The 13224-nt window shown below is 68.1% G+C and carries 11 protein-coding genes and 1 tRNA gene; 3 read left to right on the top strand and 9 right to left on the bottom strand.

Annotated features, from left to right (window positions below; all coding sequences use genetic code 11):
- The coding region (locus G3I54_RS26675; protein ID WP_164617909.1) for an SIMPL domain-containing protein at nucleotides 1–707 on the top strand (707 nt) is incomplete at its 5' end.
- A 120-nt stretch (nucleotides 708–827) separates the two neighbouring features.
- Nucleotides 828–2267 (top strand): pyruvate kinase, encoded by a 1440-nt coding sequence (pyk, locus tag G3I54_RS26680; RefSeq protein ID WP_164617911.1) that lies wholly within the window; start codon nucleotides 828–830, stop codon nucleotides 2265–2267.
- Nucleotides 2268–2273: 6 nt separating this feature from the next.
- On the opposite strand, the gene G3I54_RS26685 is transcribed toward pyk, so the two are convergent.
- Together G3I54_RS26685 and G3I54_RS26690 are read right to left on the bottom strand one after the other, a co-directional pair.
- On the bottom strand, nucleotides 2274–3044 hold the full coding sequence (locus tag G3I54_RS26685; RefSeq protein ID WP_203687219.1) for a helix-turn-helix domain containing protein: 771 nt from the start codon (nucleotides 3042–3044) through the stop codon (nucleotides 2274–2276).
- A 109-nt stretch (nucleotides 3045–3153) separates the two neighbouring features.
- A tRNA-Leu gene (locus tag G3I54_RS26690) sits at nucleotides 3154–3228 on the bottom strand.
- A gap of 97 nt (nucleotides 3229–3325) precedes the next feature.
- Here G3I54_RS26690 and G3I54_RS26695 point away from each other — a divergent pair.
- Complete coding sequence (locus tag G3I54_RS26695; RefSeq protein ID WP_164617913.1) at nucleotides 3326–3982, top strand: response regulator; 657 nt, start codon at nucleotides 3326–3328, stop codon at nucleotides 3980–3982.
- A gap of 86 nt (nucleotides 3983–4068) precedes the next feature.
- Here the strand turns inward: G3I54_RS26695 and G3I54_RS26700 are convergent, their stop codons facing one another.
- From G3I54_RS26700 to G3I54_RS26730, 7 genes are all read right to left on the bottom strand, one after another.
- Nucleotides 4069–4785 carry an ABC transporter ATP-binding protein gene (locus G3I54_RS26700; RefSeq protein WP_098026989.1) on the bottom strand — a complete coding sequence of 239 codons (717 nt, stop codon included), beginning with the start codon at nucleotides 4783–4785 and terminating at the stop codon, nucleotides 4069–4071.
- On the bottom strand, nucleotides 4782–5666 hold the full coding sequence (locus tag G3I54_RS40030) for an ABC transporter ATP-binding protein (protein WP_164617962.1): 885 nt from the start codon (nucleotides 5664–5666) through the stop codon (nucleotides 4782–4784). Before G3I54_RS40030 ends, G3I54_RS26700 begins: the two co-directional genes overlap by 4 nt.
- A gap of 5 nt (nucleotides 5667–5671) precedes the next feature.
- Entirely contained in the window at nucleotides 5672–7450 is a 1779-nt protein-coding gene (locus tag G3I54_RS26710) for a branched-chain amino acid ABC transporter permease (RefSeq protein ID WP_164617915.1), read from the bottom strand.
- Between the two features lie 5 nt (nucleotides 7451–7455).
- Nucleotides 7456–8388: a branched-chain amino acid ABC transporter permease gene (locus G3I54_RS26715; RefSeq protein ID WP_164617917.1), complete on the bottom strand. Its 933-nt coding sequence runs from the start codon at nucleotides 8386–8388 to the stop codon at nucleotides 7456–7458.
- A 102-nt stretch (nucleotides 8389–8490) separates the two neighbouring features.
- Entirely contained in the window at nucleotides 8491–9726 is a 1236-nt protein-coding gene (locus tag G3I54_RS26720) for a branched-chain amino acid ABC transporter substrate-binding protein (RefSeq protein WP_164617919.1), read from the bottom strand.
- A gap of 632 nt (nucleotides 9727–10358) precedes the next feature.
- Nucleotides 10359–10829, bottom strand: coding sequence for a hotdog fold thioesterase (locus G3I54_RS26725; protein ID WP_164617921.1), 471 nt, complete (start codon nucleotides 10827–10829; stop codon nucleotides 10359–10361).
- 89 nt (nucleotides 10830–10918) lie between these two features.
- Complete coding sequence (locus G3I54_RS26730; RefSeq protein ID WP_164617923.1) at nucleotides 10919–13210, bottom strand: FdhF/YdeP family oxidoreductase; 2292 nt, start codon at nucleotides 13208–13210, stop codon at nucleotides 10919–10921.
- Between the last annotated feature and the right edge of the window lie 14 nt (nucleotides 13211–13224).

Below are 13224 nucleotides of genomic sequence, written 5' to 3' on the forward strand. Positions count from 1 at the left end.
CCCCCACCCCCGCACCCCACCCCTCCCACGGCACCCCCACCACCCCCCGCGTCACCGTCCGCGGCGAAGCCCACCTCGAAGTCGACCCCGAAATCGCCCGCATCACCGTCACCATCACCGCCCGCAACACCGACCGCCGCACCACCCTGAACGACCTCACCCGCCGCAACACCGCCACCCTCGACCTCATCAAGGGCCACGGCGACACCGTCGAAAAACTCGAAACCGGCACCCTCACCATCCGCCCCGAACTCACCCGCCACGGCCGCGGCGAACGCATCCGCGCCTACCACGGAAGCATCCAACTCACCGCCACCCTCAGCGACTTCACCGTCCTCGGCGAACTCGTCGCCCGCCTCGCCGACCAGGAACTCACCCGCGTCGACGGCCCCTGGTGGGCCCTGCGCCCCACCTCCCCCCACCACGCCGCCGCCCGCCGCCAAGCCGTCCAGGAAGCACTCCAACGCGCCCGCGAGTACGCCGAAGCCCTCGACACCCGCCTCGACGCCCTCCTCGAACTCAGCGACACCGGCACCGTCGGTGGAGCCACCTTCGCCACTGCGGCCTACGGCGGCGCCGGGGTCCTCCGCTCCGCCCGCGCCGAATCCGCCACCGAAGCGCCCCCCGTCGACCTCGAACCCGTACGCCAGAACGTCGACGCCCAGGTCGAAGCGGCCTTCACCCTCATCCCGCCGAACCTCGGATAAACGCTCATCAGAGCACCCCGCCGCACAATTCAACACTTGTCAATAACCCTTCATCCAAAGGTTGTTGAGGTGTCACGCAGAGCCAAATACCTACCCGTAGGTAAGGTTTAGTCTCGAACCATGCGCCGAGCGAAAATCGTTTGTACCCTGGGACCCGCAACCGACACATACGACCAGATCAAAGCCCTGGTCGAAGCGGGAATGGACATCGCCCGCTTCAACCTCAGCCACGGCAGCTACGCCGAACACGAAGAGCGCTACCACCACGTCCGCAAGGCGTCCGAGGAAACCGGCCGCAGCGTCGGCATCCTCGCCGACCTTCAAGGCCCGAAGATCCGCCTCGGACGCTTCCGCGAGGGCCCCGTACTCCTTGAACGCGGCGACACCTTCACCATCACCGTCGAACCCCTCGAAAACCAGGGCACCGGCGACATCTGCGGCACCACCTACGACGGCCTCGCCGCCGACGTCACCACCGGCGAACGCATCCTCGTCGACGACGGCCGCGTCACCCTCGAAGTCACCGACGTCGACGGCCCCCGCGTCCACACCACCGTCATCGAAGGCGGCATGGTCTCCGACAACAAAGGCCTCAACCTCCCCGGCGTCGCCGTCTCCGTCCCCGCCCTCTCCGAAAAGGACATCGACGACCTCCGCTGGGCCCTGCGCACCGGCGCCGACATCATCGCCCTGTCCTTCGTCCGCACCGGACGCGACATCGACGACGTCCACCGCATCATGGACGAAGAGGGCCGCCGCCTCCCCGTCATCGCCAAGGTCGAAAAACCCCAGGCCGTCGACAACATCGACGACATCGTCGCCGCCTTCGACGGCATCATGGTCGCCCGCGGCGACCTCGGCGTCGAAATGCCCCTGGAACAGGTCCCCATCGTCCAGAAGCGCGCCATCAAGCTCGCCAAGCGCAACGCCAAACCGGTCATCGTCGCCACCCAGATGCTCGACTCGATGATCGACAACTCCCGCCCCACCCGCGCCGAAGCCTCCGACGTCGCCAACGCCATCATCGACGGCACCGACGCGGTGATGCTCTCCGGCGAGACCAGCGTCGGCAAATACCCCATCGAGACCGTCCGCACCATGTCCCGCATCGTCCAGGCCGCCGAGGAAGACATCCTCGCCAAGGGCCTCCCGCCCCTCACCGAACGCAACAAGCCCCGCACCCAGGGCGGAGCCGTCGCCAGGGCCGCCGCCGAGATGGGCGACTTCCTCGGCGCCAAGTTCCTCGTAGCCTTCACCCAGAGCGGCGACACGGTGAAACGCCTCTCCCGCTACCGCTCACCCATCCCGCTCCTCGCCTTCACCCCCGACGAAGCCACCCGCGCCCAGCTCAACCTCACCTGGGGCGTCGAGACCTTCCTCGGCCCGAAGGTCGACTCCACGGACGCGATGGTCGCCCAGGTCGACGAGGAGCTCCTGCGCATCGGCCGCTGCGCGAAGGGCGACGTCGTGGTCATCACCGCCGGCTCCCCGCCCGGCGTCGCGGGCTCCACGAACCTGGTCCGCGTCCACCACATCGGCGAGGACGACAGCCCGAAGTAGGGCGGCTCAGTATTTAGGCCCGACGTGCGCATCCATGAGGGCGACGGATGCCCGTCGGGCTACGGAGATGTTGAACGGATCGCTGCCACGGGCCAAGGTCGTCCACTCCACTCCTACAGCTGTGAGTGTGTCGCCGAAGAGCTTGCGGATGTCGTCGGACTTGTTGGTGAAGAAGTACCGGGGGTATTCGTAGCGCTTGCGCTCGCCGCGGACCAGGCGCGTGGCCCAGTTGATGATCCGGCAGCCGTCGGAGTGGAAGAGGCCGCGGAGGAAATCCCAGGGATGAGAGTCCACGATCTGCTGCTGCCACGGCTCCAGGACGATCCTGCGGTCGTGCTTCTTGCCGGGGCCGTGCTGAGGGAAGAGGCAGGGCCAGTGCTTGCTGAAGGAAGTGACGTACTGGCAGCCCGCGCTTGCCACCCGGCAGACCTTGTTGTGCGGTCGCGCGATCTGTATTGCTTCGGCGCAGGCGTCGATGAGGCCGGGCCACGCGTCGGCACACGCGATGCGCAGCGAGTACACGCCTCGTCCGGTCGCGCTGATACAGCCGTCGCCGAGGTAGAGCCCGAGTAAATAGGCGTACGAGGAGGGGTCCTCGATCGCCGTGGGTGCTTCGGAGCACCTCGGGCAGGGGACACCTCGATGGAGCGGTTCCAGGCGCGTCCGCCAGGAACGAATGGCGGCGCGCGATATGCCGGTCTGCTTGCTCACGGAGTTGAGGCTGCGTCCTTGCGCGACCAGAGCCAGAACTCGTTCGCGGGTTCCCACGTCGTACATGCTGGCGAGTTTTGTCGCGCAAGCAGCGATCCGGCGTGGAATGGCGCGCACGTACTCAGATCAAGTGAAGTTCGCTGAACCGCGCCGCGCCTTGGAATCCAAGGAAAAGTGCCCCAGGTGGGATTCGAACCCACACTGTCCGCTGTTTGAGAGCGGCCTCTCTAACCAGTTGGAGTACTGGGGCCTTAGAAAGGAAGGGCGATTGCCGCCCTGCGCGTCACCACCTTACAGGAGCTAGGTAGGCTCGTGGCAGCAGTATCTGCCCCATACCGAGGAGCCCCGTGACCACCCCCGAGTCGCCCCAGCCCGTAGACGCCGTCGACGACGACAAGTCGCACGTCCCGCCGCTGACGACCCGCGTCGTCATCGCCGAGGACGAGGCCCTCATCCGCCTCGACCTCAAGGAGATGCTGGAGGAGGAGGGCTACTCCGTCGTCGGTGAGGCGGGCGACGGGCAGCAGGCCGTCGAGCTGGCCCGGGAGCACAAGCCGGACCTCGTCATCCTGGACGTGAAGATGCCGATCCTCGACGGCATCTCCGCCGCCGAGAAGATCGCCGAGGAGTCCATCGCCCCGGTCCTGATGCTCACCGCGTTCTCGCAGCGCGACCTCGTCGAGCGGGCCCGGGACGCCGGGGCCATGGCGTATCTGGTGAAGCCGTTCAGCAAGAGCGACGTGGTGCCGGCCATCGAGATGGCCGTCTCCCGGTTCGCGGAGCTGAAGGCGCTGGAGAGCGAGATCGCGGACCTCTCGCAGCGGCTGGAGACCCGGAAGCTGGTGGACCGGGCGAAGAGCATCCTGCAGACGGATTACGGGCTCTCCGAGCCGGCCGCGTTCCGGTGGATCCAGAAGACGTCGATGGACCGCCGGATGTCGATGCAGCAGCTGGCGGAGGCGTTGATCGAGGACGCCGAGGAGAAGAAGAAGTCGGCGGAGTAGCCGCGTACACGGCGTACACGTACGCGACGTGAGAGGCCCGCACCCGGAACGAACCGGGTGCGGGCCTCTTCCGTACGGCAGGGGCGTCAGTCCTCGCCGAGGTACGCCTTGCGGACCGACTCGTCGTGGAGCAGGTCCGAGCCGGGTCCGGAGAGGACGATCTTGCCGACCTCCATGACGTGACCCTGGTCCGCGAGGGACAGGGCGGCCTGGGCGTTCTGCTCGACGAGCAGGATCGTGGTGCCCGCCGCCTTGAGCTCGACGATGGTCTCCATGATCTTCTGCATCATGATCGGGGAGAGTCCCATGGAGGGCTCGTCGAGCATGAGCAGCTTGGGCTGGGACATGAGGGCGCGTCCCATGGCGAGCATCTGCTGTTCGCCGCCGGAGAGGGTGCCCGCGGCCTGCTTCCGGCGTTCCCCGAGGATGGGGAAGAGGTCGTAGGCGCGCTGGATGTCCTTCTCGATGCCTGCCTTGTCGGTGCGGAGGAAGGCTCCGAGCTGGAGGTTCTCCGCGATGCTGAGGCGGGGGAAGATGTGGCGGCCTTCGGGGGAGTGGGCGAGTCCGAGCGCGACGATCTTGTGCGCGGGGACGTTGCCGAGGGGCTTCCCGTCGAAGGTGATGCGGCCGCCGGAGGGCTTGAGGAGCCCGGAGAGGGTGCGCAGGGTGGTGGTTTTGCCCGCGCCGTTGGTGCCGATGAGGGTGACGACCTGGCCGGCTTCGACGCTGAAGGAGATGCCCTTGACGGCTTCGATCTTGCCGTAGGCGACGCGGAGGTCTTCGACCTCTAGCAGGGCGGTCACTGGGTTTCCCCTTCCGTGCGGGTGGTGCTGTGCGCCTCGGCTGCTTCGGCTTCGGCTGCTTCGACCTCGGCGACTTCGTCGGCTCCGGGGGCGCCTTCGAAGGGGGTGCCGAGGTAGGCGGCGACGACGCGTTCGTCGGCCTGGACCTCGCCGGGGGAGCCCTCGACGAGTTTTTCGCCCTGGACGAGGCAGGCGACGCGGTCGCAGAGGTTGAAGATGAATCGCATGTCGTGCTCGATGACGAGGACGGCGATGCCCATGTCGCGGATGGCGAAGATGAGCTCTTCGGTGACGCGGGTTTCCTGGGGGTTCATGCCGGCGGTGGGCTCGTCCAGGAGGAGGAGGCCGGGGTCGCTGGCGAGTGCGCGGGCGATTTCCAGCTTGCGCTGGTCTCCGTAGGGGAGGTTGCGCGCGAGGTGGTCGGCCTTGTCCTGGAGGCCGATGAACTCCAGGAGTTCCATGGCGCGTGCGTGGGAGGCGGCTTCGGCTTTCTTGAAGCCGGGGCCGCGCAGGAGGGCGGACCAGAGGCCTTCCTTGGTGCGGGTGTGGCGTCCGACGAGGACGTTTTCCAGAACGGTCATGTTGGCGAAGAGCCGGATGTTCTGGAAGGTGCGGGCGATGCCTGCCTGGGTGACGAGGTGGGGCTTGGGCGGCAGGACGGTGCCCTTGTAGCGGACCTTGCCCTCGGTGGGGACGTAGAGGCCGGTGAGGCAGTTGAAGAAGGTGGTCTTGCCGGCGCCGTTGGGGCCGATGAGGCCGACGATCTCGCCTGCGTTGACGGAGAGGTCGACGTCGCGTACGGCGGTGAGGCCGCCGAAGCGCATGGTGACGCCGCTTGCGTCGAGCACCGTGGTGGCGGTCTCGGGTGTGGTGGTGGTCATGGTGTTCACGCCCCCGCCTTCGTGGTGCCGGAGGTGGTGCCGGTCAGGGTTTCGTCCGGTACGTCGAGCTGGCCGGTCTCGTGGTACTCCAGCTTGGCGCGTCGGTTGGCGATGAGGCCTTCCGGGCGGAAGCGCATGAGGAGGATGAGGGCGAGTCCGAAGCCGAGGAGCTGGTAGTCCTGGAGGAACTGGAGCTTCGCCGGGATCATGTAGAGGAGCGTGGCGCCGATGAGGGGTCCGCTGATGGTTCCCATGCCGCCGAGGATGACGGCGGCGAGGAGGAAGGCGGAGTTGGGCGGCACGGGTCCGGCGAAGACGTACATCTCGGGGACGACGGTGCTCTGGACGTGGGCCTGGACGGTGCCGGCGATGCCGGCGAGGGTGGCGCCGAGGGCGAAGGCGATGAGCTTGACGCGGAAGCCGTTGATGCCCATGGCGGTGGCGGCGGTCTCGTCCTCGCGGATGGCGACCCAGGCGCGGCCGATGCGGGAGCTGCCGGCTCGGCTGAAGACGAGGACCACGAGGATCATCGCGAGCAGCATGAGCAGGTAGTAGTTGGCGTAGGAGCCGAGTTCGAAGCCCAGGACGGTGTGGGATTCGCCGAAGTTGTACCCGAAGAAGTTGAGGTCGGGGATGTTCGGTACGCCGTTGGGGCCGTTGGTGACCCGGGGTCCGGAGACGCCGTCGAGGTTGCCGACGGCGATGCGGAAGATTTCGCCGAAGCCGAGGGTGACGATGGCGAGGTAGTCGCCGCGGAGGCGGAGGGTGGGTGCTCCGATGACGACGCCGAAGATGAGGGAGACGGCGGCGCCGGTGAGGACGGAGGCCCAGAAGGGGAACTGGACGCCGAAGGCGGATGCGGTGGTGCCGGAGACGAGGGCGGCTGTGTAGGCGCCGACGCCGAGGAAGGCGACGTATCCGAGGTCGAGGAGTCCGGCGAGGCCGACGACGATGTTCAGGCCCAGTGCGACGGTCGCGAAGATGAGGATGTTGACCGCGATGAGGGTGAACTGGTCGGTGGTCTGGGTGAAGGGGAAGGCGGCTGCCGCGACGAAGGCGGCGGCGACGGCGATGGTGCGGTACTTCGTGGTGAGCGCGGAGAGGCGGGCCATGAGGCCGGCCTTGAAGAGCGCGGTGACCGCGAAGCCGGAGATGATCATGTAGCCGACGAAGAGTTCGGGGTATTCGGTGTCGATGCCGTAGGTGACGACGTAGAGACCGATGCCGAAGGCGGCGACGATGATCAGGATCTCGGCCCAGGAAGGGAGTTCCTTGGGGCGTCCGGGCGCGGGGGCGCGGAGGCTGTTGAGGAATCGTTCGAGGGGGGTGGGGGTGGTGGTGTCGGTGATGTTCTGGTCGTGGGGGAGGCCGAGGGAGGCGACGACGGTGATGATGGCGCCGACGAGGCCGATCCAGGCTCCGGGTTCCAGGTTGACGACGCCGCCGAGCTCGATGGAGATGGCGGCGACGGTGAAGCCCATGGTGCCGAGGACGCCGAGGGCGGCGAGTCGGACGGGGCTGTTGGTGCCGCCGGGGGTGAGCCAGCCGAGGCCCTTGATGCCGAACCCGGAGAGGGTGAACAGCAGGGTGATGGCGGCGCCGACGAGGGTGAGGACCTGCAGGCCGCCGGGGTAGCCGGTGACGGTGAGGTCGCCGGGGAATTCGGCGGTCCAGGTCCAGGCGAGGAAGGTGGAGGCGAGGGTGAGTGCGGCTCCGGCGGCGGTGGCCGCGCGGGCTGCGGGGATGGCGAGGACGGGCGTCGTCTCGTTGGTTTTGGTGGTCATCGGTATCACGCCCGATCCGTGACGCGCTCGCCGAGTAGGCCTTGTGGCCTGACGAGGAGGACGACGATGAGGAGGACGAAGGCCCAGACGTTGGCCCAGGCGCCGCCGCCGAGCTGCTGCATGCCGGGGATTTCTTCGATGTAGGCGATGGAGAGGGCTTCGGCGAGTCCGAGGACGACGCCGCCGACCATGGCTCCGTAGATGTTGCCGATGCCGCCGAGGACGGCTGCGGTGAAGGCCTTGAGTCCGAGGACGAAGCCCATCTCGAAGTTGATCTGGCCCTTGTCGAGGCCGTAGGCGACCGAGGCGACGGCTGCGAAGGCGGCGCCGATGGCGAAGGCCATCACGATGATGCGGTCGGTGTTGATGCCCATGAGCTTGGCCGTGTCGGGGTCCTGGGCGGTGGCCTGCATGGCGCGGCCGCTGCGGCTCTTGGCGACGAAGAGGCCGAGGGCGAGCATGCAGAGCGGGGCGAGGACGAGGACGAAGGCGTCGGCGCGCTGGAGGTAGAGATTGTCGAACAGCTTGAACGATTCGCCTTGGAATTCGGGGAAGCTGCGGGGCTTCTTGGCGTCGGGGTAGAAGCCCCAGATGAGCTGCTGGAGCACGATCGAGAGGCCGATCGCGGTGATGAGCGGGGCGAGGCGGGGGGCGCCGCGCAGGGGCCGGTAGGCGAACCGTTCCGCGGCGGTGGCCACGGCGACGGAGGCGATGGCTCCACCGATGATCATGAGCGGGATGGCCACGAGGAGTGTGGTGCCGCTGGGGAGCATGATGTAGGTGGTGAGGGCGCCGAAGCCCCCGATCATGAAGATCTCGCCGTGGGCGAAGTTGATGAGCTGGACGATGCCGTACACCATGGTGTACCCGATGGCTATGAGGCCATAGAGGGCGCCGAGGGCAAGGCCGTTGGCCAGCTGTTGCGGCAGTTCGTGCACCGCAGGGCCTCCGATGAGCTTGTCGGATATGACTCCGCGCGAGGGCGCTGTTTGCGCCCTCGCGCGGCTGGGGTCAGGTGGGGCGGGGCTGTGCTGGGGGGATCAGTCTTCGAACGTGGCGCTCTTGACGTCCTTCCAGGCGCCCTTCTGGACCTCGTAGACGGTGAGCTGCTTGTTGGTGGTGTCGCCGTTCTCGTCGAAGGAGACCTTGCCGGTCACGCCGTCGAAGGAGACCTTGGACATGGCCTCGACGACCTTGGCGCGGGCGTCGTCGGGGAGCTTGCCGTCGTTGTCGGCGACGACGGCCTTGACGGCCTGGATGATGGCCCATCCGGCGTCGTAGGAGTAGCCGCCGTAGGCCGCGTACGGGTCCTTGTAGCCGGCGGCCTTGTAGTCCTCGATGAACTTCTTGGCGGTCGGGAGAGCCTCGACGGGGTAGCCGATGGAGGTGGCGTAGTCGCCGTCGTTGGCCTCGCCGGAGGCGCTGATGAAGGCCGGGTCGTAGATGCCGTCGCCGCCCATGGTGGGGATCTTGGCGCCGGTCTTCTTGATCTGGTCGGAGAGCAGGCCGCCCTCGGGGTACTGGCCGCCGTAGTAGACGGAGTCGGCGCCGGAGCTCTTGACCTTGTCGGCGGTGCTGGAGAAGTCGGTCTCCTTGACCGTGACGTGGTCGGTGCCGACGACCTTGCCGCCGAGGCGCTTGAATTCCGCGGAGAAGATGGCGGCGAGGCCGGCGCCGTAGGTCTGCTTGTCGTCGACGACGTAGACCTTCTTCTTCTTGGCGTCGTTGAAGAGGTACTGGGCGGCGAACTTGCCCTGGACGACGTCGGTGGCGCAGGTGCGGAAGTAGGTCTTGAAGGGGCGCTTGATGTCGCCCTTGGCCCAGTTGTCGCCCTGGCTGAGGGCGGGGTTGGTGTTGGCGGGGGAGACCTGGGCGAGGTCTGCCTTGTTGAAGACGCCCTGCATGGACTGGGCGACGCCGGAGTTCAGCGGGCCGACGGCGCCGAGGACCTCGGTGTTGCCGACGAGCTTGGTGGCGTTGGCCTGTCCGGAGGCGGGGACGGCCTGGTCGTCGAGGGCTTCGATCTTGAACTCGATGCCGGGGACCTCGTTGTTCTTGTTCGCGGTCTTGGCCGCGAGGTCCACGGAGTTCTTGATGCCCTGGCCGAGCGCGGAGAGGGAGCCGGTCAGGGGCGCGTCCACGCCGATGACGACGGTGGTCTTGCCACCGCTGTCTCCGCTGTCCTTGCTGCCTTCGTCGCGCGACCCGCAGGCGGTGAGCGTCAGTGCTCCGGTGGTGAGCACTGCGGTGAGTATGAGCAAAGAACGGTGTCGCACGAGAGGGTCCTTTCCCTGGCGCGGCGCTCCTCTGGCATGAGGTGCCGTGTTGTTCGCCGGGCCGTACTGGGTTGGTACAGGGCCGTGCAGCAGACGCGCCCGGCGGCGCGGTGACTGGCGGTGACTCTAAGCGCAGCCGGGGGCCATCGGGACGGGTCGGCGGCGGATGTGACTCTCTTGTTATGCCCTTGAGCAAGGCTTGAGGTTCCTGTGAGGGGATGTGATGGTTTCGACGGGAGTGCGAAATGACCACATGGTGAGAACACGCAGCTCTGCTAAGGGGCTTGAGGTGATCTTGGTGCTGACGCGGGTCGATGGTCGCGGAGGCGCGGCGGAGTGTCCCGGGTGGTTCGGGCCGGGGTGCGCGGCTGGATCCCGCATTTCCTGCTTGTTACGCAGTGTTACATCGGTGTCCGGGGCCTCGGGATCGTTGAGGCTGATGTGGCTGCTGAGTGGCTCATGGAACGCGCGGTGGCGTCAAGGGTGTTGACCGAGTGTGTTGGTCAACGCCCTTTCTTCGGTGAGGATTTGGTGGAGATGTGGCACTGCCCGGCCGGAATGCGCGGGGTGCGATTCGGGCCGGGCAGCGGTGCTGGGCGGGGCGGTTGGCGCGGTGTCGGTGCGTGGTGGGGTCAGCCGGCTTCGGGCTTGGGGGTGTCGCGGAGCAGGCAGGTGAGGCGTGCGGTGCAGACCCGCTTGTCGTGCTCGTCGGTGATGACGATCTCGTACGTGGCGGTGGAGCGGCCCCGGTGTACGGGGGTGGCGACGCCGGTGACGAGGCCGTTGCGGACGCCCCGGTGGTGGGTGCAGTTCAGGTCGACGCCGACGGCGAGCTTGGCGGTTCCGCCGTGGAGCATGGAGCCGATGGAGCCGAGGGTCTCGGCGAGGACGGCGGAGGCGCCTCCGTGCAGGAGGCCGTAGGGCTGGGTGTTGCCTTCGACGGGCATGGTGCCGACGACGCGGTCGGCGGAGGCCTCGACGATGGTGACGCCCATGCGTTCGCCGAGGTGGCCGGCGGAGAAGAGGGCGGGCAGGTCGACGCCGAGTGCCGCGTACTCGTCGATGACTTCCTGCGGGAAGAGGGGTGCGGTGTGCTCGCCCATGGGTCCGGCTCCGTTCGTCTGCGCTGGTTCGTTGGTGTCTGCACTGTTCTTATCAGACGGCTGAGCGGACGCTTAGGGAGTGGCGGTTTTCAGTCGCCGCCGGGGGCGCTCCGGGGCTCCTCGAAGCGGATCACGACCGACTTGCTGGCCGGGGTGTTGCTGGTGTCGGCCGTGGAGTCCAGGGGGACCAGGACATTGGTCTCGGGGTAGTAGGCGGCGGCGCAGCCCCGGGCGGTGGGGTAGTGGACGATGCGGAAGCCCTCCGCGCGGCGCTCGACGCCGTCCTTCCACTCGCCGACGAGGTCGGTGTACGCGCCGTCGGTGAGGCCGAGGGCGGCGGCGTCCTCGGGGTTGACCATGACGATGCGGCGGCCGCCCTTGATGCCCCGGTAGCGGTCGTCGAGGCCGTAGATGGTGGTGTTGTACTGGTCGTGGGAGCGCAGGGTCTGCAACAGGAGCCTGCCGTCGGGGAGTTCGGGGTACTCGACGGGTGCGGCGGTGAAGTTGGCGCGGCCGGTGGCGGTGGGGAAGCGGCGTTCGTCGCGGGGGGCGTGGGGGAGGGTGAAGCCGCCGGGCCGGGCGATGCGGGTGTTGAAGTCCTGGAAGCCGGGGACGACGCGGGAGATGCGGTCGCGGATGGTGGCGTAGTCCCGTTCGAAGGCTTCCCAGTCGGTACGGGAGCGGGCGCCGAGGACCGCGCGGGCGAGGCGGGCGACGATGGCCGGCTCCGAGAGCAGGTGGGGGCTCGCGGGGGTGAGGTTGCCGCGGGAGGCGTGGACCATGCCCATGGAGTCCTCGACGGTGACGAACTGCTTGCCGCCCGCCTGGACGTCCTTGTCGGTGCGGCCGAGCGTCGGCAGGATCAGGGCGCGGGCGCCGGTGACGGCGTGCGAGCGGTTGAGCTTGGTCGAGACGTGGACGGTGAGGCGGGCGCGGCGCATCGCGGCCTCGGTGACGGCGGTGTCGGGGGTGGCCGCGACGAAGTTGCCGCCCATGGCGAAGAAGACCTTCGCCTCGCCGTCGCGCAGCGCCTGGATGGAGCGCACCACGTCCAGGCCGTGATGGCGCGGCGAGGTGATGCCGAACTCCTTGTCGAGGGCGTCGAGGAAGGCCGGTGCGGGCCGTTCGAAGATGCCCATCGTGCGGTCGCCCTGGACGTTGGAGTGGCCGCGCACCGGGCAGACCCCGGCGCCCGGGCGGCCGATGTTTCCGCGCAGCAGAAGGAAGTTGACGACTTCGCGGATGGTGGGCACGGAGTGCTTGTGCTGGGTGAGGCCCATCGCCCAGCAGACGATGGTGCGCTCCGAGGCGAGGACCAGGGCGAGGGCCTGCTCGATCTCGGCGCGGGTGAGGCCGGTGGCCCTCAGCGTCTCGTCCCAGTCGGCTGCTTCGGCGGCCTTCGCGAACTCCTCGTAGCCGTGGGTGTGTTCGGTGACGAACGCGGTGTCGACGGCGCCCTCGGTGGCCAGGATCAGCTTGTTGAGCAGGCGGAAGAGCGCCTGGTCGCCGCCGATGCGGATCTGGAGGAAGAGGTCGTTGAGCGGGGTGCCCTTGATCATGCCCTGCGGTGTCTGGGGGTTCTTGAACCGCTCCATGCCGGCCTCGGGCAGCGGGTTCACCGAGATGATCTTCGCTCCGGATTTCTTGGCCTTCTCCAGGGCGGAGAGCATCCGGGGGTGGTTCGTGCCGGGGTTCTGGCCGGCGACGATGATCAGGTCGGCCTGGTGGAGGTCCTCCAGCGAGACGCTGCCCTTGCCGATGCCGATGGTCTCGGTGAGCGCCGAGCCGGACGACTCGTGGCACATGTTGGAGCAGTCCGGCAGATTGTTGGTGCCGAACTCGCGGGCGAAGAGCTGGAGCAGGAACGCGGCCTCGTTGCTGGTGCGCCCCGAGGTGTAGAAGAGGGCCTCGTCGGGGGAGTCGAGCGCGGTCAGCTCCTCGGCGATGATCGCGAACGCCCGCTCCCAGGTCACCGCCTCGTACCGGTCGGCGCCCTCGGGGAGGTACACCGGGTGGGTGATCCTGCCCTGCTGGCCCAGCCAGTACCCGCTGCGGCCGGCGAGGTCGGCGAGCGGGTGGGCGGCGAAGAAGTCGGGGGTGACGCGGCGCAGCGTCGCCTCCTCCGCGACGGCCTTGGCGCCGTTCTCGCAGAATTCGGCGGTGTGCCGCTTGTCGCCCTCGGGCCAGGCGCAGCCGGGGCAGTCGAACCCGTTCTTCTGGTTGACCTTGAGGAGGGTCTGCGCGGTGCGGCGCACGCCCATCTGCTGCTGGGCGATGCGCAGGGAGTGGGCGACGGCGGGCAGTCCGGCGGCGGCGTGCGGGGCCGCCTCTACCTGCGGGGCGTCCTGGACCGGGTCACCGGTCGGCGGCTTGGTGGCCATGATGCTGCTCCCCT

The organism is Streptomyces sp. SID14515 (assembly GCF_010548505.1).
GTDB classification, from domain to species: Bacteria; Actinomycetota; Actinomycetes; order Streptomycetales; family Streptomycetaceae; genus Streptomyces; species Streptomyces caviscabies.

Bases quoted from the DNA above. Each gene is read 5' to 3' on its own strand.
- G3I54_RS40030 (WP_164617962.1), bottom strand. From the start codon at position 5,666: ATGACCACCACCACACCCGAGACCGCCACCACGGTGCTCGACGCAAGC.
- G3I54_RS26725 (WP_164617921.1), bottom strand. From the start codon at position 10,829: ATGGGCGAGCACACCGCACCCCTCTTCCCGCAGGAAGTCATCGACGAG.
- G3I54_RS26710 (WP_164617915.1), bottom strand. From the start codon at position 7,450: ATGACCACCAAAACCAACGAGACGACGCCCGTCCTCGCCATCCCCGCA.
- G3I54_RS26685 (WP_203687219.1), bottom strand. From the start codon at position 3,044: ATGTACGACGTGGGAACCCGCGAACGAGTTCTGGCTCTGGTCGCGCAA.
- G3I54_RS26730 (WP_164617923.1), bottom strand. From the start codon at position 13,210: ATGGCCACCAAGCCGCCGACCGGTGACCCGGTCCAGGACGCCCCGCAG.
- pyk (WP_164617911.1), top strand. From the start codon at position 828: ATGCGCCGAGCGAAAATCGTTTGTACCCTGGGACCCGCAACCGACACA.